Genomic DNA, 23,960 nt, shown 5'->3' with positions numbered 1-23,960 from the left:
CATCCATGAGCGACATCAATCAGCGTATCGCGGCTCTCTCGCCCGAGAAGCGAGACCTGCTCCTCCGCCAGCTTCGCAAGAAGGACGCCCAGGCGGCGCGTCCGGCCATCACCGCGCGCCCGCGTGAGGGCGGCACGGCCCCGCTCTCGTTTGCCCAGCAGCGCCTGTGGTTCCTGGACCGCATGGAGCCGGGAACGCCCACGTACAACATGCCGGCGGCCGTGAGGCTCGAGGGCTCGCTCGACGTGGCCGCGCTGGAGCGCTGCTTCGCGGAGCTGCTCCGCCGTCACGAGTCCCTGAGGACGGTCTTCCGCGACGAGGACGGCCAGGCCCTCCAGGTCATCCCGCCTCCGGGCCCGCTCGCGCTGACGCTGCATGACCTGACGTCGCTGCCCGAGGCGGCTCGGGAGCAGGAATCGCGGCGCCTGGCTCGCGAGGAGCAGCAGACGCCGTTCGACCTCACGCGCGGTCCGCTCCTGCGGGCCACGGTGCTGCGGCTGGGCGAGCGCGAGCATGTGCTGCTGCTCACGATGCACCACATCGTCTCGGACGGCTGGTCCATGGACGTGCTGGTGCGCGAGATGGGACTGCTGTACGCGAACCTCTCACGCGGCCAGGCGGGCCAGCTGCCCGAGCTGGCGGTGCAGTACGCGGACTATGCGCAGTGGCAGCGGGAGTGGCTCCAGGGCGCGGTGCTGGAGAAGCAGCTCGGATGGTGGCGCGAGCAGCTCGCGGGGGCTCCGCCGGTGCTGGAGCTGCCGACGGACCGGCAGCGGCCCTCGGTGCAGAGCTTCCGGGGCGCCAGCTGCGAGTCCCTGCTGCCTCGTGCCCTCCATGAGCGACTGAAGGCGCTGGGGCAGGCGGAGGGAATGTCTCCGTTCATGGTGCTGCTGACGGCGTGGAAGGCCCTGCTCGCGCGCTACTCGGGGCAGGAGGACATCTGCGTCGGAACGCCCATCTCCGGCCGGCACCAGTCCGAGCTGGAGGGGCTCATCGGCTTCTTCGTCAACACGCTGGTCGTGCGCGCGAAGCTGCCCGCGGAGGCGAGCTTCCGCGACCTGATGAAGCGGGTGAAGGAGTCCACCCTGGGCGCGTATGCGCACCAGGACGTGCCCTTCGAGAAGCTGGTGGAGGACCTGAAGCCCGCGCGCAATCTGAGCTACTCGCCGCTGGTCCAGGTGATGGTGAACCTGGAGCAGGCGAAGCCTCGTCGACTGGAGGTCTCGGGGCTCACCTTGACCCCGATGCCGCAGGCCGACCTGTCCGCGAAGTTCGACCTGGAGCTGCTCTTCAAGGAAGAGGCCGAAGGGCTGCGCGCCGTGCTCGTGTACAGCACGGACCTGTTCGACGCGGAGACCGCGAAGCGGATGCTCGGACATCTGCGCGTGCTCCTGGATGCGGCGGCGGCCAATCCCGAGCGGAGCCTCGCCGAGGTGTCGCTGCTGACGGAGACGGAGCGGCGGCAGGTGTTGGTGGAGTGGAATGCGACGGCGCAGGAGTACGCGCGCGAGTCGAGCATCGCCGAGGAGTTCGAGCGTCAGGTGGCGGTGAGGCGTGACGCGGTGGCGGTGGAGTGTGGGGAAGAGAAGCTGACGTACGGGCAGCTGGAGGAGAAAGCCAACCAGCTGGCGCACTACCTGCGAGGCAAGGGAGTGGGCCCCGAGGAGCGGGTGGGGCTGTGCGTGGAGCGCTCGGTGGAGTTGGTGGTGGCGCTGGTGGCCATCGCCAAGTCTGGCGGGGCGTACGTGCCGCTGGAGGTGGACTACCCGCGAGCGCGGTTGGAGCAGATGGTGGAGGAGGCGAAGCCGCGCGTGGTGGTGACGAAGCGCGCGCTGGCGGAGCGTCTGCCGGTGGAGGGGCTGGAGTGCGTGCTGCTGGAGGAGGTGCAGGCGCAGCTGGCGCAGCAGCCGAAGCACGCGCCTCGGAGTGGGGTGGGCGGACGCAACCTGGCGTACGTGGACTTCACCTCAGGAAGCACGGGCAAGCCGAAGGGCGTGGGCACCGAGCAGCGCAGCGTGCTGCGCACGGTGAAGGGGCCCAACTACGCGCGGCTGGGGCCTGAGGAGACGCTGCTTCTGATTGCGCCCGTGTCCTTCGACGCGTCGACGCTGGAGGTATGGGGCAGCCTGCTGAACGGGGCCCGGCTGGTGGTGTACCCGGCGGGGCCGGTGGGAGACGTGGAGCAGCTGAAGAGGGTGGTGAAGGGGCAGGGGGTGACGACGCTGCACCTGACGGCGGGACTCTTCGCGCAGGTGGTGGACGCGGACGTGGAGGTTTTGAGGGGACTGCACCAGCTGCTGACGGGCGGGGACGTGGTGTCAGCGCCGCACGTGAAGCGGGTGGTGGAGGAGCTGGGAGTGCCGGTGACGGCCTGCTACGGCCCGACGGAGAACACGCTCTTCACCAGCTGCCACCGGATGACGGAGGCGGGGCAGGTGGGAGAGGTGGTGGCGATTGGGCGGCCGATTGGCAACACGCGGGTGTACGTGCTGGACGGGGCGCTGAAGCCGGTGCCGGTGGGAGTGGCGGGAGAGCTGTACGCGGCGGGAGAGGGAGTGGCGCGGGGGTACATCGGCAGCGCGGAGCAGACGGCGGAGCGCTTCGTACCGGACCCGCATGGTGCGGTGGCTGGAGAGCGGATGTACCGCACGGGGGATATGGCGCGGTGGCGTCCGGACGGGGTGCTGGAGTTCCTGGGCCGTGCGGACACGCAGGTGAAGGTGAGGGGCTTCCGAATCGAGCTGGGAGAGGTGGAAGGAGCGCTGAGGGCGCACCCGGCGGTGAAGGAAGCGGTGGTGGTGGCGAAGGGGCAGGGCGCGGGCGACAAGCGCCTCGTGGCCTACGTGGTGCCGAAGGCGGAAGGCTGGCCCGGCGTCTCCGGGTTGCGGGAGCACGTCAAGGCGAAGCTGCCCGAGTACATGGTGCCGTCGGCCTTCGTGGCGCTGGAGGCGCTGCCGCTGACGTCCAACGGCAAGGTGGACCGCAAGGCGCTGCCGGAGCCGGAAGGCGTGCGCCCCGAGCTGGCGCGCGAGTACGTGGCGCCGCGCACGGAGGCGGAGGAGACGCTGGCCGACGTGTGGGCGAAGGTCCTGGGCATCGACCGGGTCGGTGTGCAGGACAACTTCTTCGAGCTGGGGGGCGACTCCATCCTCACGCTCCAGGTCGTGGCGCGGGCTCGCAGGGCGGGCCTGGAGATCACCCCGAGGCAGCTCTTCCAGAAGCAGACGGTCGCGGAGCTGGCCCAGGTCGCGAAAGTGGCGCTGGAGGCCGGAGAGCAGAAGCCGGTGGAAGGCCCCGTGGAGCTGACGCCCGTTCAGCTCGCCTTCTTCGAGCAGGGGCGGAGCCATGCCCACCACTTCAACCAGTCCCTGATGTTGGAGGTGGGGGAGGAGGTCGAGGCGTCAGCGCTGGAGAAGGCGCTGGGCGCGGTGGTGAAGCACCACGACGCGCTGCGGATGCGCTTCGAGTGGGTGGGAGGCGAGTGGCGTCAGCGCAACGCCGGGGTGGAGGAGGCGGGGAGCCTGAAGCTGGAGCAGGTGGACCTGCGGAGCGTGGAGGCTGGAGCGCGGGCCGCGGAGCTGGAGCGGGTGGCGACGGGAGTGCAGGGGGGCCTGGAGCTGGAGAAGGGGCCGCTGGTGAGGGCGGTGCTCTTCGAGCTGGGAGAGGCGGGGAGGAGGCTGCTGGTGGTGGTGCACCACCTGGTGGTGGACGGGGTGTCGTGGCGGGTGGTGGTGGAGGACGTGGAGAGGGCGTGCGAGCAGGCCAGCCGAGGGGAAGAAGTGGAGCTGGGGCCGAAGACGGCCTCGTACCAGCAGTGGGCAAAGAAGCTTGGGGAGTACGCGGGGCAGGTGGAAGGGGAGGTTGCCTATTGGGAGGAGCAGGGAGCGAAGCCGGTGGCGGGGCTGCCGGTGGACGAGGCGGGCGGGAGGAATGAGACGGGGTTGGAGGGAGAGGTGCGGCTGGAGCTGAGCCGCGAGGAGACGGGCGCGCTCTTGAGAGAAGTGCCCGGCGCCTACCGCGCCCGCGTGGACGAGGTGCTGCTGGCCGCGCTGATGGCGGCACTGGCGAAGTGGAGCGAGGCGCGCAGCGCCAAGGCCGCGCAGAGTCTGCGCGTGGAGCTTGAAGGGCACGGGCGCGAAGAAGAAGTCGGGCTGGACGTGTCGCGCACGGTGGGGTGGTTCACCAGCCTCTACCCGGTGGTGGTGGAAGCGCCCGCGCAGGAGGCGGCGGGGGCGTGGGTGCGCGCGGTGAAGGAGTCGGTGCGCCGAGTGCCCGGCAAGGGTCTGGGGTACGGGCTGCTGAAGTACCTGGGCAGTGAAGATGCGCGGAGGAAGCTGGGCGCGTTGCCTAAGGCGGAAGTCGTCTTCAACTACCTGGGCCAGGTGGACGGAGTGGCGGCGCAGTCGCGGCGGTTTGCCCCGGCGAAGGAGAAGGCGGGAGCGGCGCAAGCGGCGGGCGAGAAGCGCGGGCACGTGCTGGGCGTGAATGGGCTGGTGGTGGGTGGCCGGCTGGAAGTGGCCATCGAGTACAGCCGCGAGCTGCATCACCGCGAGAGCATCGACGCGCTGGTGAAGGAGTACGAGGCGCAGCTGAAGAAGCTGCTGCGCGAGAAGCAGGAGTCGGACGCAGGGCTGTGGACGACGGTGGACTTCCCGCTGGTGAATGCGAGCCGGGAGCAGCTGGAGAAGGTGCTGGGGCGTGGCGAAGGCGTGGAGGACGTCTATCCGCTGTCTCCGCTGCAGCAGGGCCTGCTGTTCCACTCGCTGCTGGAGACCGGCAGCGGCGTGTACGTGGAGCAGCTGGCGTGGGAAGTGCGCGGCGGGTTGAAGGTGGAGGCCCTCAAGCGCGCGTGGGAGCTGGTGGTGGAGCGGCTGCCCGTGCTGCGCACCGGCTTCGCATGGGAAGGCCTGGAGGCGCCGCTGCAGGTGGTGCACCGGGCAGTCCGGTTGCCCTGGGATGAGCGCGACTGGACGGGCCTGAGCCGTGAAGGCCAGCAGCAAGCGCTGGACGCCTATCTCCAGGAAGACGCCCAGCGTGGCTTCGAGCTGGAGAAGGCGCCGCTGATGCGCATGGCGCTGATGAAGCTGGGCGAGGAGGGGTGGCGCTGCGTGTGGAGCCACCACCACCTGCTGCTGGATGGGTGGAGCCTCGGCCTCGTGCTGGAGGAGGTCTTCAGCACGTACGAGGCGCTGGTCACTGGCGGCGAGACGCGAGGCCGGACGCGCTCGGCGTACCGCGAGTACATCGCCTGGCTGGCGAAGCAGGACTCGAAGAAGGCGGAAGCCTACTGGCGCGAGGCCCTCAAGGGCGTGAGCGCCCAGACGCGGCTGCCGCTGGAGGCTCGCAGCCAGAAGCCGATGGCGCAGGAGGAGCTGACGCTCCAGCTGACGGAGCAGGAAACGTCGGCGGTGCACGGCTTCGCGCAGCGCCACCAGGTGACGGTGAACACGCTGGCGCAGGGCGCGTGGGCGCTGGTGCTGGGCCGGCACGCGGGCGAATCGGAAGTGGTCTTCGGCGCCACGGTGGCGGGCCGCCCCGCGGAGCTCGAGGGCGTGGAAGGCATGGTGGGGCTATTCATCAACACGCTGCCGGTCCGGGTGAAGCTCGGCGGCGGCGAGTCGGTGGAGTCCTGGCTGAAGGCGCAGCAGGAGCAGCAGTCGGAGCAGCGGCAGTACGAGCAGAGCCCGCTGGTGCGGGTGCAGGGCTGGAGCGAGGTGCCTCGCGGCCAGTCGCTCTTCGAGAGCCTGCTCGTCTTCGAGAACTACCCCATCGACTCGTCGCTGAAGGGCCGCGCCAACCGCTGGGAAGTGCGGGACGTCCGAGTGAAGGAGCGGACGAACTACCCGCTCACCCTGTCGGTGATTCCCGACAAGCAGCTGCGGTTGATGCTCGCCTTCGACGTGTCCCGCTTCGAGCAGCACGGGATGGACGCGCTGCTGAAGCAGTGGAAGGTGGCGCTGCTCGGACTGGTGGCCAGCGCTGGCAGGCGCGTCGAGGACGTGCCGTTGCTGACCGACGCCGACCGTCACCAGGTCCTGTCGTCGTGGAGCGGCACTCGCGCGCCCTTCCCGGCGGAGTCCTCCCTGTCCTCGCTCTTCGAGGCCCAGGTGGACCGGACGCCGGACGCGGTGGCGGTGGAGCTCGCGGGACAGCGGCTGACGTACCGCGAGCTGGATGCGCGGGCCAACCAGCTTGCCCGGCGCCTGCGTCAGCTCGGCGTGGGGCCCGAGGTCCGGGTGGGGCTGTGCCTGGAGCGCTCGCTGGAGCAGGCGGTGGCGCTGCTCGGCATCCTCAAGGCGGGTGGAGCGTACCTGCCGTTGGACCCGTTGCTGCCTCGCGAGCGGCTCGCCTTCATGCTGGAGGACAGCGGCGCGGAGGTGCTGCTCACCCAGTCGTCGCTGCTGGAGCGCTTCCCCAGGAGCGCGGCGCGCACGCTCTGCCTGGACGGGGAGCGTGAGGCGCTCCTGCGCGAGAGTGCCGAGCGCGTCTCCTCCGGCGTGAGCGCCGGCAATGTGGCGTACGTCATCTACACCTCCGGCAGCACCGGCACCCCCAAGGGCGCCGCCATCGAGCACCGGAGCGTCGTCAACCTGGTGACGCACGAGGCGGTGGCGTACGGCATCGGGCCGGGCAGCCGGATGCTCCAGTTCGCGAGCCTGAGCTTCGACCTGTCGGTGGAGGAGATCTTCACCACGCTGACCTCGGGGGCCACGCTGGTGCTGGCGCCCTCGGAGCGGCTGATTCCGGGCGACACGCTGTGGGCGCTGCTGCGGGACGAGAGCATCACCGTGCTCAGCCTCACGCCTGCGGCGCTCGCCGTGACGCCGGCCGAGGGACTGCCCTCGCTGCGCACGGTCATCTCCGGCGGCGAGGCACTCCCGGCGGACGTGGTGGCGCGCTGGGCTCCGGGGCGGCGCTTCGTCAACTCGTACGGCCCCACGGAAGCCACGGTGGTGGCCACGCTCACCGACTGCGTGGCGGATGGCCGCATGCCGTCCATCGGTCGGCCGCTGGCCAACGTGCGCGCCTACGTGCTCGACGCGCGTGGCGCGCTGGTTCCGATGGGCGTCGCTGGTGAGCTGTACCTGGGCGGCGTGGGCGTGGCTCGGGGCTACCCGGGCCGTCCGGAGCTGACGGCGGAGCGCTTCGTGCCGGATGCTTTCGGCGGCGAGCCGGGAGCCCGTCTGTACCGCACGGGAGACGTCGCGCGCTGGCGCGAGGACGGCAGCCTGGAGTTCGTGGGCCGCGTGGACGCGCAGGTGAAGGTGCGCGGCTTCCGCATCGAGCTGGGCGAGGTGGAGGGCGCGCTGAGGGCGCACCCGGCCGTGAAGGATGCCGTGGTGATGGCCCGGGGAGAGGGCGCTGGCGCCAGGCGACTGGTGGCCTACGTCGTGGGCCACGGCTCCGAGCCGGTGGACGTGAGCGAGCTGCGTCAGGCGCTCAAGAACCGCCTGCCCGAGTACATGGTGCCGTCCGCGTTCGTGGCACTGGACGTGCTGCCGCTGACGTCCAACGGCAAGGTGGACCGCAAGGCGCTGCCGGAGCCGGAGGGCGTGCGCCCGGAGCTGTCGCGCCGGTACGTGGCACCGCGCACGGAGATGGAGAAGACGCTGGCGGAGGTCTGGGCGCAGGTGCTGGGGCTCGACCGGGTCGGCGTGCAGGACAACTTCTTCGAGCTGGGTGGCGACTCCATCCTGAGCCTGCAGGTGGTGGCACGTGCGCGCAGGGCGGGCCTGGAGGTGACGCCGAAGCAGCTCTTCCAGCGGCAGACGGTGGAGGAGCTGGCGCAGATCGCGAAGGCGGCGGTGGCCGTGGCGGCGCAGGGGCCGGTGGAGGGGCCCGTCGAGCTGACGCCCATCCAGAGGAGCTTCCTGGATGAGGCGTGGAAGAAGCCGAGCCACAGCAACCAGGCCGTGCTGCTGGAGGTGAAGGCGGGGACGGAAGCGTCGGCGCTGGAGAAGGCACTGGGTGCGGTGGTGAAGCACCACGACGCGCTGCGGATGCGCTTCGAGCAGGTGGAAGGGAAGTGGCGTCAGCGCAACGCCGGGGTGGAAGAGGCGGGGAGCCTGAAGCTGGAGCAGGTGGACCTGCGGGGAGTGGAAGCAGGGGCAAGGGCCGCGGAGCTGGAGCGGGTGGCGACGGGAGTGCAGGGGGGCCTGGAGCTGGAGAAGGGTCTGCTGGTGAGGGCGGTGCTCTTCGAGCTGGGAGAGGCGGGGAGGCGACTGCTGGTGGTGGTGCACCACCTGGTGGTGGACGGGGTGTCGTGGCGGGTGGTGGTGGAGGACGTGGAGAGGGCGTGCGAGCAGGCCAGCCGGGGAGAAGAAGTGGAGCTGGGGCCGAAGACGGCCTCGTACCAGCAGTGGGCGAAGAAGCTGGGGGAGTACGCGGGGCAGGTGGAAGGGGAGGTTGGGTACTGGGAGGAGCAGGGGGCGAAGCCGGTGGCAGGGCTGCCGGTGGACGAGGCGGGCGGGAGGAATGAGACGGGGTTGGAGGGAGAGGTGCGGCTGGAGCTGAGCCGCGAGGAGACGGGCGCGCTCTTGAGAGAAGTGCCCGGGGCCTACCGCGCTCGCGTGGACGAGGTGCTGCTGGCCGCGCTGGCCTCGGCGTTGAAGAAGTGGAAGGGCCTGGAGCGCGTGCGTGTGGAGCTGGAAGGGCACGGGCGCGAAGAGGAAGTCGGGCTGGACGTGTCGCGCACGGTGGGGTGGTTCACCAGCCTCTACCCTGTGGTGGTGGAAGCGCCCGCGCAGGAGGCAGCGGGGGCATGGGTGCGCGCGGTGAAGGAGTCAGTGCGCCGAGTGCCCGGCAAGGGCCTGGGGTATGGACTGCTGAAGTACCTGGGCAGTGAAGAAGCGCGGCGCAAGCTGGGTGCGCTGCCCAAGGCGGAAGTCGTCTTCAACTACCTGGGCCAGGTGGACGGAGTGGCGGCGCAGTCGAGGCGGTTTGCCCCGGCGAAGGAGAAGGCGGGAGCGGCGCAGGCGGCGGGAGAGAAGCGCGGGCACGTGCTGGGCGTGAATGGGCTGGTGGTGGGCGGCCGGCTGGAAGTGGCCATCGACTACAGCCAGGGCCTGCACCGGCGCGAAACCGTGGAGGCGCTGGCGGGACACTTCGCGAAGGAGTTGCGGCGGCTGGTGCAGCAGCGCGCGGACGCGGACGCGGGGCTGTGGACGGCGGCGGACTTCCCGCTGGTGAAGGCGAGCCGGGAGCAGCTGGAGAAGGTGCTGGGGCGTGGCGAAGGCGTGGAGGACGTCTATCCGCTGTCTCCGCTGCAGCAGGGCCTGCTGTTCCACTCGCTGCTGGAGACCGGCAGCGGCGTGTACGTGGAGCAGCTGGCGTGGGAGGTGCGCGGCGGGCTGAAGGTGGAGGCCCTCAAGCGCGCGTGGGAGCTGGTGGTGGAGCGGCTCCCGGTGCTGCGCACCCGCTTCGTCTGGGAGGGCCTGGAGGATCCGCTGCAGGTGGTGCACCGGGCGGTCCAGCTGCCGTGGGAGGAGCGTGACTGGAGCAACCTCGGCCGCGAGCAGCAGCAGCGCGCGCTGGACGAGTACCTGAAGGCGGACAGCCACCAGGGCTTCGAGCTGGGCAAGGCGCCGCTGATGCGCATGGCGGTGATGAAGCTGGGCGATGAGGGGTGGCGGTGCGTCTGGAGTCACCACCACCTGCTGCTGGACGGGTGGAGCCTGGGGCTCGTGCTGGAGGAGGTCTTCACCACGTACGAGGCACTGGTCACTGGCGGCGAGGCGCGAGGCCGGACGCGCTCGGCGTACCGCGAGTACATCGGGTGGTTGTCGAGGCAGGACTCGAAGAAGGCGGAGACGTACTGGCGCGAGGCGCTCCAGGGCGTGAGCTCGCCGACGCGGCTTCCGCTGGAAGCGCGGGTGGGCAAGGGCCAGACGGGACAGGAGGAGCTGGCGCTTCAGCTGACCGAGGAGGAGACGTCGGCGGTGCAGGGCTTCGCACAGCGCCATCAGGTCACTGTGAACACGCTGACCCAGGGCGCCTGGGCGCTGGTGCTGGGCAGGCATGCGGGCGAGTCCGAAGTCGTCTTCGGCGCGACGGTGGCGGGACGCCCCGCGGAGCTCGAAGGCGTGGAAGGCATGGTGGGGCTCTTCATCAACTCGCTGCCGGTCCGGGTGCGCCTGCCTGGAACCGAGGTCGTGGCGGAGTGGTTGAAGGGGCTCCAGCACCAGCAGGCGGCTCAGCAGCAGTTCGAGCAGAGCCCGCTGGTGCAGGTGCAGGGCTGGAGCGACGTGCCTCGCGGTCAGCCGCTCTTCGACAGCTTGCTCATCTTCGAGAACTACCCTGTCGATGAGTCGCTCAAGGGGCGTGCGAGCCGCTGGGATGTGCGGGATGTCCGCTCGAAGGAGCGGACGAACTACGCGCTCACGCTGTCGGCGATGCCGGGCTCCCGGTTGAAGCTGAAGCTCGTCTACGAGACGCCGCGCTTCGAGCAGCACGGCATGGACGTGCTGCTGAAGCAGTGGAAGGCGGCGCTGCTGGGACTGGTGGCCCGCGCTGACCAGCGGCTCGACGAGACTCCGCTGCTGACGGAGACGGAGCGCCAGCAGGTGTTGGTGGAGTGGAATGCGACGGCGCAGGAGTATGCGCGCGAGTCGAGCATCGCGGAGGAGTTCGAGCGTCAGGTGGCGGTGAGGCGGGACGCGGTGGCGGTGGAGTGCGGAGAAGAGAAGCTGACGTACGGGCAGCTGGAGGAACGCGCGAATCAGCTGGCGCACTACCTGCGAGGCAAGGGAGTGGGCCCCGAGGAGCGGGTGGGGCTGTGCGTGGAGCGCTCGGTGGAGGTGGTGGTGGCGCTGGTGGCCATTGCCAAGTCTGGCGGGGCGTACGTGCCGCTGGAGGTGGACTACCCGCGCGCACGGTTGGAGCAGATGGTGGAAGAGGCGAAGCCGCGCGTGGTGGTGACGAAGCGCGCGCTGGCGGAGCGGCTGCCGGTGGAGGGGCTGGAGTGCGTGCTGCTGGAGGAAGTGCAGGCGCAGCTGGCCCAGCAGCCGAAGCATGCGCCTCGCAGTGGAGTGGGCGGACGCAACCTGGCGTACGTGGACTTCACCTCGGGAAGCACGGGCAAGCCGAAGGGCGTGGGGACGGAGCAGCGCAGCGTGCTGCGCACGGTGAAGGGCGCCAACTACGCGCGGCTGGGGCCCGAGGAGACGCTGCTTCTCATTGCACCCGTGTCCTTCGACGCGTCGACGCTGGAGGTATGGGGCAGCCTGCTGAATGGAGCCCGGCTGGTGGTGTACCCGGCGGGGCCGGTGGGAGACGTGGAGCAGCTGAAGAGGGTGGTGAAGGGGCAGGGGGTGACGACGCTGCACCTGACGGCGGGACTCTTCGCGCAGGTGGTGGACGCGGACGTGGAGGTATTGAGGGGACTGCACCAGCTGCTGACGGGCGGGGACGTGGTGTCGGCGCCGCACGTGAAGCGGGTGGTGGAGGAGCTGGGAGTGCCGGTGACGGCCTGCTACGGCCCGACGGAAAACACCCTCTTCACCAGCTGCCACCGGATGACGGAGGCGCAGCAGGTAGGGGAGGTGGTGGCGATTGGGCGGCCGATTGGCAACACGCGGGTGTACGTGCTGGACGCGGCGTTGAAGCCGGTGCCGGTGGGAGTGGCGGGAGAGCTGTACGCGGCGGGAGAGGGAGTGGCGCGGGGGTACATCGGCAGTGCGGAGCAGACGGCGGAGCGCTTCGTGCCGGACCCGCACGGGACGGTGGGCGGAGAGCGGATGTACCGCACGGGGGATTTGGCACGGTGGCGCCCGGACGGGGTGCTGGAGTTCCTGGGCCGAGCGGACACGCAGGTGAAGGTGAGGGGCTTCCGAATCGAGCTGGGGGAAGTGGAAGGAGCGCTGAGGGCGCACCCGGCGGTGAAGGAAGCGGTGGTGGTGGCGAAGGGGCAGGGCGCGGGCGACAAGCGCCTCGTGGCCTACGTCGTGGCTCACACCCCCGAGTCCCTCGATGTGAGCGCGCTGCGCGAGGCCCTCGGCCTCCGGTTGCCCGAGTACATGGTGCCCTCCGCGTTCATCGCGCTGGAGGCGCTGCCGCTGACGTCCAACGGCAAGGTGGACCGAAAGGCGCTGCCGGATCCGGAAGGCGCGCTGCTGGAGCGGGCGCGCGAGTACGTGGCGCCGCGCACGGAGGTGGAGCAGACCCTGGCCGGAGTCTGGGCCCAGGTGCTGGGCACGGAGCAGGTCGGCGTGAACGACAGCTTCTTCGAGCTGGGCGGCCACTCCCTGCTCGCCACCCGCGCCATCTCCCGCATCCGAGAGGCGCTCGACGTCGAGCTGCCCCTCAAGGCCCTCTTCGAGGCACCCACGGTGGCGGAGCTGGCCTCCCTCCTCCAGCGCAGCGCGCTGGCTCCGGAGACGCTGGCGCCGCCGCTCACCCCCGCGGACCGCTCGCGACCGCTGCCGCTCTCCTTCGCCCAGCAGCGACTGTGGTTCCTGGAACAGCTCGCTCCGGGCGGCTCGCGCTACAACATCCCGGCCGTCTTCCAGCTGGAGGGAGCGCTCGACGTGAGCGCGCTCCGGCAGGCGCTCCACGCGCTGCATCAGCGCCATGAAGCCCTGCGCACCTCCTTCGCCGGTGAGGCCGGGCAGGTCTGGCAGGTCATCTCCCCCGAGGCAGAGCCCGCCCTGACGCTGGCCGACCTGCGCCACGTCCCCGAAGCCGAGCGCGAGGCCGAGGCCCTGCGCCAGGCCACGCAGGAAGCCCAGCGGCCCTTCGACCTCCGCAAGGGCCCGCTGCTGCGCACCCTGCTGCTGCGGCTCGGTGAGCACTCCCATGTGCTGGTGCTCACCGTGCACCACATCGTCTTCGACGGCTGGTCCACCCAGGTACTCGTCCGTGACCTCGCCGCGCTCTACGAGGCCCGGCGCCGTGGCGGTGAGGCGTCGCTGCCTCCGCTGCCCATCCAGTACGCGGACTACGCCGTGTGGCAGCGCACGTGGCTCCAGGGCGCGGCCCTCGAGTCGCGGCTGGCCTGGTGGAAGGACCAGCTCGCAGGCGCTCCGCCCGCGCTGGAGCTGCCCACCGACAAGCCCCGCCCGGCCGTGCAGTCCTCCCGTGGCGCCAGCCACCCGGTGTCGCTGCCTCGCGAGCTGGCGGACCGCCTCAAGGCGCTCGGCCAGCGCGAGGGCGCCACGCCCTTCATGGTGATGCTCGCCGCCTTCCAGTCCCTCCTGTTCCGCTACTCGGGCCAGGAGGACCTCAGCGTGGGCTCCCCCGGCGCGGGCCGTGGCCGGCTCGAGCTGGAAGGCGTCATCGGCTTCTTCATCAACACCCTGGTGCTGCGCACCCGCCTGTCGGGCCAGCACTCCTTCCGGGAGCTGCTCGCCCGTGTCCGCGAGGTGACGCTCGGCGTCCACGCCCACCAGGACGTCCCCTTCGAGCGGCTCGTCGACGAGCTGCGTCCGGAGCGAGACCTCAGCCGCAACCCGCTCTTCCAGGCGTGGTTCGTCCTCAACCCCGAGGAGCCCATCGCCCGCGTCCTGCCGGGACTGTCGCTGCGGCCGCTCGCGCTGGAGGACCCCACCACCCAGTTCGACCTGACGCTGTCGCTGGTGGACTCGCCCGAGGGCTTCTCGGGTGCCCTGTCGTACGCCACCGACCTGTTCGAGCCGGCCACCATCGCCCGCATGGGCAGCCACCTGCGGGCGCTCGTTGAGGCCCTGGTCGAGTCGCCCGAGCACCCCCTGGCCTCGCTGCCGATGCTCGGCCATGCCGAGCGTGAGCAGCTCCTGCGCGCCTGGAACGACACCGCCCGGCCCGTCACGGCCGAGCCCGTCCACCGCCTCTTCGAGGCACAGGTGCGCCGCACGCCGGACGCCGTCGCCGTCTCCTTCGAGGGCCAGGAGCTCACCTACGCGGAGCTCAACGGCCGCGCCAACCAGCTCGCGCACTACCTGCGCGCGCGCGGCGTGGTGCCGGACGTCCTCGTGGCCCTCCATGTCGACCGCTCGCTGGAGCTGATGGTGGGCGTGCTCGGCATCCTCAAGTCCGGGGCCACCTACGTCCCGCTGGACCCGGCGCTGCCGGAGGACCGGCTCGAGCTCATCGCCGACGAGGCCCGCGCCCCGCTGCTGCTGACGCAGGAGTCGCTGGCGGACCAGCTCAGCCACCGCGCCGCCCACACCCTGTGCCTGGACGTGGACTGGGACCGCGTGGAGCGCTACCCGGAGCGGGACCTCGAGGGCGGGGCGGAGGGGCATCACCTCGCCTACGTCATCTTCACCTCCGGCTCCACGGGCACGCCCAAGGGGGTGATGCTGGAGCACCGCGGGCTGACCAACACCGCCCTGGCCTGCGTCGACGCCATGGAGATTGGCCCCGGCAAGCGGGTGCTCCAGTTCTTCTCCAGCGGCTTCGACGCCTCCGTCTGGGAGATGTTCCCGGCCCTCATCTCCGGCGCCCGCCTGCACCTGGCGAGCCGCGAGAGCCTGATGCCCGGCACGCCGCTGCGGACGCTGCTCGCCGAGCAGGCCATCACCACCCTGACGCTCACGCCGTCCGTGCTGGCCCAGCTGTCGCCCGATGCGCTCCCCGCGCTGAAGGTCGTCGTCGCCGCGGGCGAGGCCTGCACGCCGGACGTCGTGGCGCGCTGGCGGCCGGGCCGGCGGTTCATCAACGCCTACGGGCCCACGGAGACCACCATCTGCGCCACCCTGAGCGCGGACGTGGACGCGGCGCGGCCCACCATCGGCCAGCCCATCACCAACGCCCGGGTGTACGTGCTGGACGCGCACCTGCGGCCCGTGGCCACCGGCCTGCCCGGTGAGCTGTACGTCGGCGGCACGGGCGTGGCCCGGGGCTACCTCGGCCGGCCCGAGCTGACCGCGGAGCGCTTCATCCCGGACCCGTTCAGCGGCGACCCCGGCGCCCGGCTGTACCGCACCGGTGACCTGGTGCGCTGGCTGCCCGAGGGCTCCATCGAGTTCCTCGGCCGCCTGGACAACCAGGTGAAGCTGCGCGGCTACCGCGTGGAGCTGGGTGAGGTGGAGGCCGTGCTCCTGCGGCACCCCGGCGTGCGCGAGGCCGTGGCGCTGGTGCGCGAGGACTCGCCGGGCCTGCGGCGCCTGGTGGCCTACCACGTCGGCGACGCGGCGCTCACCGCGGCCGAGCTGCGCGCCTTCCTCCAGACGCGGCTGCCCGAGTACATGGTGCCCTCGGCGTTCGTCGGCCTGGCTTCGCTGCCGCTCAGCTCCAGCGGCAAGGTGGACCGGCAGGCGCTCCCGGCGCCGGAGCTGCTGCGCGACGAGGAGTCCCATGTCGCGCTGACCACCGACACGCAGCGGCGGCTCGCGGCCATCTGGAGCGAGCTGCTCGGCGTGGAGCGGGTGGGGGCGAGCGACAGCTTCTTCGAGCTCGGCGGCCACTCGCTGGTGGCCACCCAGCTGCTGTCACGCATCCGCCAGGGCTTCGAGGTGGAGCTGCCCCTGCGCGCCATCTTCGAGGCCCGCACCCTGGCCGAGCAGGCCGAGCGCGTGGACGCCCTCGCCGGGCGCGGCGGCGAGCTCCAGGGGGGCACCCCGCGGCCCATGCCGCGACAGGAGCGCATGCCCCTGTCCTTCGCGCAGCAGCGGCTCTGGTTCCTGGACCAGCTCGAGCCGGGCATGCCCTTCTACAACATCCCCATCGCGGTGAAGATCGAAGGCGCGCTGGAGGTGGAGGCCATGGACCAGGCCTTCCAGGAGGTGGTGCGCCGGCACGAGTCGCTGCGCACCACGTTCCACCATGGCGAGGACGGCCCCGCGCAGGTGGTGCAGTCGGGCGTGCAGATGCCGCTGGCGCGGGTGGACCTGCGCGCGGTGCCCCAGGCCCTGCGCGAGCAGGAGGCGCTGCGGCTCCAGGAAGAGGAGGCGCGCCGGCCGTTCGACCTGTCCCGGGGCCCGCTCGTGCGCGCCACGCTGCTGTGGCTGAGCGAGGACGTGCACCTGCTGCTGCTGACCATGCACCACATCGTCTCGGACGGCTGGTCCATGGGCGTGCTGGTGCGCGAGGTGGTGACGCTCTACGCGGCCTACCGCGAGGGCAAGCCCTCGCCCCTGCCGGAGCTGGCGGTGCAGTACGCGGACTACGCGGCCTGGCAGCGGCAGCACCTCCAGGGCGCGGCGCTGGAGGCGCAGCTCGACTACTGGAAGAAGCAGCTCGACGGCGCGCCCTCCACGCTGGAGCTGCCGGCGGACCGCCCGAGGCCGGCGGTGCGCACCTACCGCGGCGGCACGCACGTGTCGATGATGAGCGCGGAGCTCGCCAAGGGGCTGGAGGCGCTGGCCCAGCGCGAGGGCGCCACGCTCTTCATGGTGCTGCTGGCGGGCTTCCAGTCGCTGCTGCACCGCTACAGCGGCCAGACGGACGTGGTGGTGGGCACGGACGTGGCCAACCGCAACCACGCGGAGACGGAGCCGCTCATCGGCTTCTTCATCAACCAGCTCGTCATGCGCCTGCGGATGGAGGGGGACCCTGCCTTCACCTCGCTGCTGGCCCAGGCGAAGCAGGTGTCGATGGACGCGTACGCCCACCAGGACCTCCCCTTCGAGGAGGTGGTGCGCGCCATCAACCCGGACCGCAGCACCGCGCACGCGCCGCTGTTCCAGGTGAAGTTCGTGCTCCAGAACATGCCGGTGTCCGCGCTGGAGCTGCCCGGCCTCAAGGTGAGCGCGGAGGGCGCCGACCCCGCCACCGCGAAGCTGGACCTGACGGTGCTGGTGAATCCCCGCCCGGACGGCCTGGTCATCACGTGGATGTACAGCATGGACCTGTTCGACGAGCCCACCCTGGCGCTCCTGGCCCAGCGCTTCCAGCGACTGCTGGAGGGCGTGGTGGCGGAAGGCGGACGGCAGCGGCTGTCCGCGCTCCCGCTGCTTTCGGACGCGGAGCGCCACCGGGTGTTGGTGGAGTGGAACGACACCGCGGCGCCCTACGCGCGCCGCTGCATCCACGAGCTCGTCTCCGAGCAGGCGGCGCGGGTGCCGGACGCGCTGGCGGTGGTGGCCGGCGATGAGCGGCTCACCTACGCGGAGCTGGAGCGGCGGGCGAACCAGCTCGCGCACTGGCTGAAGGCGCTGGGCGTGGAGCCGGAGACGCGCGTGGGCCTGTTCGTGGAGCGGCGCGCGCACGCCATGGTGGGCCTGCTGGGCATCCTCAAGGCGGGCGGCGCCTACGTGGCGCTGGACCCGGCGCACTCGCACGTCAGCGAGCGCGTGCGGCACGTCCTCCAGGACGCGCGGGTGCAGGTCATCGTCACCGAGGAGGCGCTGGCCAACGAGCTGCCCTCGCAGGGCGAGTTCCTGGTCAGCCTGGATGCCGGCGACGGACTGCTGGAGTCGCAGCCGGAAGAGGCGCCGGTCAGCGGCGTGGTGCCCGGCAACGCGGCGTACGTCATCTACACCTCGGGGAGCACGGGCCTGCCCAAGGGCGTGTGCATCGAGCACGGGCAGCTCGCCTGCTACGTGGCGGGCGTGAGCCGGCGGCTGGAGCTGCCCCAGGGCATGAGCTTCGCCTCGGTGTCGACGCTGGCGGCGGACCTGGGCCACACGGCGCTGTTCCCCACGCTGTGCGCGGGTGGCACGGTGCACCTGGTGGCCAAGGACACGGCCTCCGACGCCGGGCTCATGGCGGCGTATGGACGGGAGCACCGGGTGGAGGGGCTCAAGATTGTCCCCACCCACCTGGAGGCGCTGCTGGCGGCGGACGACGCGCAGGCACTGCTGCCTCACAAGCGGCTGGTGCTGGGCGGCGACAAGTCCGAGTGGGCGCTGGTGGAGCGCGTCCACGCGCTGATGCCGGAGTGCGAGGTGTTCAACCACTACGGCCCGACGGAGACGACGGTGGGTGTGTTGTCGGCGCGGGTGGAGCGCGGCGCGCGCGTGCCGGGCTCGCAGACGGTGCCGCTGGGCATGCCGCTGGGCAACGTGCGGGTGTACGTGCTGGACGGGTACGGCCAGCCGGTGCCTCCGGGCGTGCCGGGTGAGCTGTTCGTCGGCGGCGAGAGCGTGGGCCGTGGCTACGTGGGACGGCCGGACCTCACCGCCGAGCGCTTCGTCCCGGACGGCTTCAGTGGCGTGGCCGGGGCGCGGCTGTACCGCACGGGAGACCGCGTGCGCTGGCTGGAGGGCGGCCGCATCGAGTTCCTCGGCCGCGTGGACCACCAGCTGAAGATTCGCGGCTACCGCGTGGAGCTGGGCGAGGTGGAGGCCACGCTCGGCCAGCACGCGGGCGTGGGCGAGTGCGTCGTGGTGGCCCGCGACGAGGCCGGCGGCAAGCAGCTGGTGGCCTACGTGGTGGCGAAGCCGGGAAGCACCCTGACTGAGGCGGGGCTGCGCGAGGACCTGGCCGCGCTGCTGCCGGACTACATGGTGCCCTCCGCCTTCGTGGTGCTGGAGGCGCTGCCGCTGACGTCCAACGGCAAGGTGGACCGCAAGGCGCTGCCGGCCCCGTCGCGCGTGAAGGCGGAGACGTCGTACGTGGCGGCGCGCACGGAGACGGAGCGGCGGCTGGCGGCGCTCTGGCAGGAGCTGCTCGCCGTGCCCCGCGTGGGAGTGCACGACGACTTCTTCGACCTGGGCGGCCACTCGCTGCTGGCCACGCAGGTGGTGGCGCGCGTGCGCTCGCTGTTCGACGTGCAGCTCGCTGTCATCGATTTGTTCGAGGCGCCGACGCTGGAGGGGCTGGCCGCGCGCATCGAAGCGGGCACGTCCTCGGACTCGCCGCTGGTGACGTTGAGGAAGGGCGGCGAGGCCCGGCCCTTCTTCTGCATGCACCCGGTGGGGGGCAGCGTGCTGGGCTACCTGGAGCTGGCGCGGCGCCTGCCGCCGGAGCAGCCCTTCTACGGGCTGCAGGTGCCCGCGAGCGGGGCCGGGGAGACGGTGGCGGAGATGGCCACCCGCTACCTGGAGGCCGTGCGTGAGGTGCAGCCCGAGGGGCCGTACCTGCTCGGCGGCTGGTCGCTGGGCGGGCGCGTCGCCTACGAGATGGCGCGGCAGCTCGAGGCGCGCGGCGAGCAGGTGGGCCTGCTCGTGGTCATCGACGCGAGCAGCCAGGACGAGGCCGCGCCCGAGGAGGAGTGGCAGCAGACCCTGGAGTTCGCCGACCACCTGTCCCGGCTGTCGGGCGTCCACCCGAGGGCGGCCGAGGTCCTGGAGTTGGTGGACGCGGTGGAGCTGCGCTCGCTGCTCGAGGGCGCGTCCGGCGCGGCGCTGGGCCTCGACGAGGAGGCGTGCGACGAGCTGCGCGGGCTGTGGCGGCTGTTCGCGCGCAACCGGCGGGCCGCGCGGGCGTACGTGCCCGGGCCCTATGGCGGCTCGCTGGTGCTGCTGCGCGCCGCCGAGTCACCGGCCGGGCTGGAGGCGGACCTGGGCTGGGGCGCGGTGGCGCGGGGCGGGGTGGAGGTGGCCGAGATTCCCGGCGACCACTTCACCCTCATCGCCATGCCGCACGTGGAGGCGCTGGCGGCGAAGCTCACCGCGCTGCTGGAGCAGGTCCGGTCCGGACCCGTGCTCCAGGCCGGGTAGGCCCCGCCCGTCCGGCGCCGGCGGCGCGGCTCAGGCCGTCGGCGTGCCAGGACGGGGGCCGTACTTCTCGAGGCGACGGAGCGACTCCGCCGCCGCCTCGCGAAGCTCCGGCTCCGGCGCTTCCCCAAGTGCCTTCAGGGCCGCGGGCACCTCGTCGCCCGGGTAGAAGATGTCCCCCAGTCGCCGGGCCGCCTGCACGCGGTCCTTCACCTCTCCCCGCCGCAGCTCGGCCAGCAGGTAGTCCTTGTAGAGGCCCAGGAAATGGTTCTCCGCTTCCAACATCCTCGCGCAGAGCGAGCGCAGGTGCTCCCGGTCCTCCGCCGCCTCCGGCACCCGGTAGCCCCAGCGCGTGCGGGCCGCGTAGATCTGCTCGTAGAGGGGTGTCCAGACGTCGTTCACCAGCGCGCGGTGCGCTTCGATTGCCTCGCGCTTGGAGTACGTGTACCCGCCCGCCTTCACGGCCACGTCCACCGTCGCGAGCCGGCACGCCAGGGTGACCAGCTCCTTGAAGCCCCGGTGCGACTGGCCCTGGGCGTCCTGCACCTCGCGGTGGTCATAGCCGTACAGCTCGCCGCGCGGGTCCGGATACTCCAGCGGGTACCGCAGGGGCTCGCCCTCGCCGCGCGAGCGGGCGCGCTCGATGAAGACGTAGGGCCGGTGCATGCAGTAGCGCACCCACTGCTCCAGCGGCATCAGGGGGATGCGCTCCCGGAGGTCCTCGCCCGCCAGCAGCAGCGAGGTGCGCTTGAGGTTGACCGTCCCCTCCGTGAGCAGCTCCTCCTCCTCCACGACGTTCGCATCCAGCGGGAGCGTCATCAGCGGGCCCAGGTTCCTGCGGAAGCGGCGGAAGCGCTCCCGCTCGCCCGGCTGGAACCGGCCCTTGAGGACCAGCGTGAGGTCGACGTCGCTGTCGCCCACGGCCTCGCTCGTCGCGTGACTGCCCAGCAGGTAGCAGGCCCGGAGGCGGCCGGGGAAGACCATCTGGAACAGTCCCAGGAAGCCGATGAGGACGCCGTTGAGATGGAAGTCCTCCGTGAAGCCGACCAGCGAAACCTCTTCATCCATTGCGATGCGTCCCTCGTGACTTTCGAAACTCGCTGTCATCCTAGTGTGTCCACATGAATCGGGTCAGGCCTGAATACGACGTGGTGATTGTTGGCAGCGGCCCTGGTGGCAGCACGCTGGCCCAGGGGCTGGCGCGTCGCGGTCTCCAGGTGCTCATCATCGACCGGGGGGACTACCTCAAGCCCCTCCCGGCCTTCGCCGGACAGGCGGGCGTCTTCATGGACGACGTCAAGAAGGCCGGCGCGCGCAGCACCGTGGGCGGCTCGACGAAGTACTACGGCGCGGCGCTCTACCGCCTGCGCGAGCACGACTTCCAGGCCACGGCCACGGAGAACGGCGAGTCGCCCGCGTGGCCCATCTCCTACGCCGACCTGGAGCCCTACTACGCGGAGGCGGAGCGCCTGTACGGGGTGCGCGGCACGTCCGAGGGCGACCCGTCCGAGCCGCCCCGCTCCTCGCCGTACCCCCATGGCCCCATTCCCCACGAGCCCCTCGTCGCCGGGGTGATGGAGCGCATCCGCGCCCAGGGCATCCCCGTCGCCAGCATCCCCAAGGGCCTGGACGTCGGGCCCGGCGGCAAGTGCGTGCTGTGCGCCAACTGCGACGCCTTCTACTGCCAGCGGGACGCGAAGATGGACGCGGAGACCGCTGCGCTGCGCCCCGCGCTCCAGACGGGCCGGGCCCAGCTCCTCACCCGCACCGCGTGCCTCAAGGTGCTCACCTCGCCCGACGGGCGCCGCGCCACGGGCGTGCTCCTGCGCAACGATGACGGCGAGGAGCAGGTGGTCCACGCCGGCGTGGTGGCCGTCTGCGCCGGGGTGTCGAACACGCCGCTGCTGCTGTGGCGCTCGCGGGGTGGGGCCCACCCCAACGGCATCGGCAATGCCTCCGGCAGCCTGGGGCGCTACCTGGCCGGCCACACCGCCAGCTTCATCTTCCCCGTGCACGGCTGGAAGAAGCTGCCGCCGCTGCACCAGAAGACGTTCGCCATCAATGCCTTCTACGGCCCCTCCGCGGACTGGCCCTACCCGCTGGGCGTCATCCAGGCCACGGGGCAGATTCCCGTCTGGAGGAACGTGCCCGCCGCCGCTCGGCCCTTCGTGCGGTTCGTGGCCGAGCGCAGCCTGACGTGCATGCTGATGACCGAGCTGGTGGGCAGCCGCGACTCGGGCTTCGAGTTCGGCGATGACCACATCGTCTCCCGGCGCTCGCCCCCGCGCCACCGGCAGACCTTCGCCAGGCTGCGCGGCCTCGCCGTGGACATCTTCCGCCGGGCCGGCTTCCCCTACGTGTATGCGCCGCGCGGCCCGAAGGGCATCTGGCATGCCGTGGGCACCGCGCGCATGGGGAATGACCCCGCGACTTCGGTGGTGGACGCCGGGTGCCGCGTGCACGGCATGGACAACCTCTACCTGGTGGACTCGTCCGTCCTGCCGTCCGCGGGCGCCGTCAACACCACGCTGACCGTCAATGCCCTGTCGCTCCGCGTCGCCGCGGCCATCGCCGGTGAGCGGCCCGCGACGGAGCCGGGCCCCGCGCCGGGAAGGGTGGCCTGATGGCTTTCATAGGATTGCCGTCCCCGCGCCTGGAGCGCCGTTGATGGTCCGCGACTTCAGCGAGACGGAGCGGCGGGAGCTGTGTGCCCTGCTCGGTGTGGGGGACTTGCGCGACACGGAGGCCCTCGCGAAGCAGGGGCCCGTCCTCATCGAGGACGTGCGCCGCATCCTCCAGCTCCCGCCCATGCCCCACCACCAGCTGCTGGACGAGGAGACCTGGATGATGGGGGGCCGCGTCGTGCGGTGGCTCGGCGGGGAGATGCGGGATGGGAAGGACGACGGGGACTATGACCTCTACCCCGGCTCGCTCCCCGCCTTCGAGCGGACCTACGCGCGGATGCGCTCGGCCGGTTACGCCGTCTGCCAGATGGAGTACGAGCGGCCCTGGTCGAAGCTGCCGGTGCCTTCCGTGCTGCGCGGCCGGCAGCCGGCCCGTGGCGACGGCCCGGAGGCCAGGGCTCCGGCGAGGGAGGCCGGGCCCCTGGTGCGCACGCTGCCGGATGGTCAGCAGATGCACTCGGTGCAGATGCGCTCGCCCGAGGGACACTTCCTCCAGGTCGTGTACATCCCCTCGCTCTTTCCGGAGGGCCCCTCGGTGCACCACCTCATCCGGCAGACGGACCTCAGCATCTGCCAGTTCGTCCTGGACGGCCGCCACCTCCATGCGGGTCCCCACTCCTGGGCCGACTTCTTCCGGCACCGCCTCCGCACGGTCTTCATCCGCAGCGCGCGCCGCACCGCGGGCCGCCTGCTGAAGTACTCCCTCCGCGGCTATCTGCCCTATCCGCAGGCCGTGCGGGACGTGTCCGGCACCTGGCTCGCGGAGGCGCTGGGACGCAAGGCGCCAGGCGTGTAGGCGCCGCGGGGGGCCCTCCGCGCCAGTCCGTGCGGGCGCCCGGCGAGGCGGTGCGCTAGCGTGCGCCGGACGCCGTCGCCCGAGGAGGGAGCGCCATGCGCAGGTTCGAGTTCGTCGAGGGCAGCAGCTCCAAGTTCTGGGAGCCGGAGCTCAAGGGCAGCACCTTCACCGTCACGTTCGGCCGCATCGGCACCGCGGGCCAGCGCAAGGAGAAGGCGTTCCCCGACGAGGACTCCGCCCGCCGCGAGTACGAGAAGAAGGTCGCCGAGAAGCAGCGCGAGGGCTACCGCGAGGTGACGGCCGGCGCGCCGGACACCGCCGAGCCCCCGCCGCCTCCCAAGCCCCAGAAGGCCCCGCTGCCCCGCCGCGTGCCGCGCGCCACCCCCACGCCCGAGGCCGTGAAGGCCGCCGCCGACGCGCTGGCCGCCCTGCGCGCCCGGCTCGGGTGGCGCAGCTGGGAGGTGACGTCCCGTGCCCGTCGCGCCCGGCGGGCCCTGCGTGCGCTCGGGGGCGTGGACCCGGCGGCGCACCCGGAGCTGGCGGGCACCTTCACCGCGCTGATGGAGCGCGTGGTGGCAACGCCGAAGGAGGGCCGCCTGCCGCTGCGCCACGCGCTCTCGCTGCTGGGCGCGGTGGACGTGGCGGCCTTCATCCGCGCCACCGAGGTGTGGCGGCGCGCCACGGCACCGGCCGCCCCCGCCGCCACCGCCGTCTCCCAGCAGGCCGCGTCCCTGGGGGAGCCCGAGCTGGCGCTGCGCCTGGGCATGCTGCTGGCCGAGCGCCCGGGCCTCGGCGGCGGCCTGTCCGAGGACGTCTGGGCGAAGCGCTGGGCGGAGCTGAAGCCTCACGTGGAGTCACACCTGACCTCCGCGGGCGGCTCACTGGCCGCCTGGGTGAAGGGCGTGGAGGCCGGGAGCGACGCGCACCTCGCCAAGCGACTGGCCCGTCTGGAGGCCTGAGCGG

5 protein-coding genes are annotated in these 23,960 nt (G+C 71.8%); 4 read left to right on the top strand and 1 reads right to left on the bottom strand.

What is annotated here, in order from left to right:
• Positions 1 to 5 precede the first annotated feature (5 nt).
• Positions 6 to 19,520, top strand: a complete 19,515-nt coding sequence (locus ACX9TP_RS37570; RefSeq protein ID WP_482975476.1) for a non-ribosomal peptide synthase/polyketide synthase — start codon at positions 6 to 8, stop codon at positions 19,518 to 19,520.
• A gap of 30 nt (positions 19,521 to 19,550) precedes the next feature.
• On the opposite strand, the gene ACX9TP_RS37565 is transcribed toward ACX9TP_RS37570, so the two are convergent.
• Entirely contained in the window at positions 19,551 to 20,585 is a 1,035-nt protein-coding gene (locus ACX9TP_RS37565; RefSeq protein ID WP_482975475.1) for a hypothetical protein, read from the bottom strand.
• A 53-nt stretch (positions 20,586 to 20,638) separates the two neighbouring features.
• Here ACX9TP_RS37565 and ACX9TP_RS37560 point away from each other — a divergent pair, with 53 nt between their 5' ends.
• The 3 genes from ACX9TP_RS37560 to ACX9TP_RS37550 all read left to right on the top strand — a co-directional run bounded on the left by ACX9TP_RS37560 (position 20,639) and on the right by ACX9TP_RS37550 (position 23,956).
• Positions 20,639 to 22,141 carry a GMC oxidoreductase gene (locus ACX9TP_RS37560; RefSeq protein ID WP_482975474.1) on the top strand — a complete coding sequence of 501 codons (1,503 nt, stop codon included), beginning with the start codon at positions 20,639 to 20,641 and terminating at the stop codon, positions 22,139 to 22,141.
• A gap of 43 nt (positions 22,142 to 22,184) precedes the next feature.
• Positions 22,185 to 22,997, top strand: a complete 813-nt coding sequence (locus tag ACX9TP_RS37555; protein WP_482975473.1) for a hypothetical protein — start codon at positions 22,185 to 22,187, stop codon at positions 22,995 to 22,997.
• A gap of 95 nt (positions 22,998 to 23,092) precedes the next feature.
• The gene (locus ACX9TP_RS37550) at positions 23,093 to 23,956 is read left to right on the top strand and encodes a WGR domain-containing protein (RefSeq protein WP_482975472.1); all 864 of its coding nucleotides are present in this window, start codon (positions 23,093 to 23,095) and stop codon (positions 23,954 to 23,956) included.
• Positions 23,957 to 23,960 lie beyond the last annotated feature (4 nt).

It is taken from the genome of Pyxidicoccus sp. M15 (genome assembly GCF_056858435.1).
This window is presented reverse-complemented; position numbering and strand designations above follow the sequence as displayed.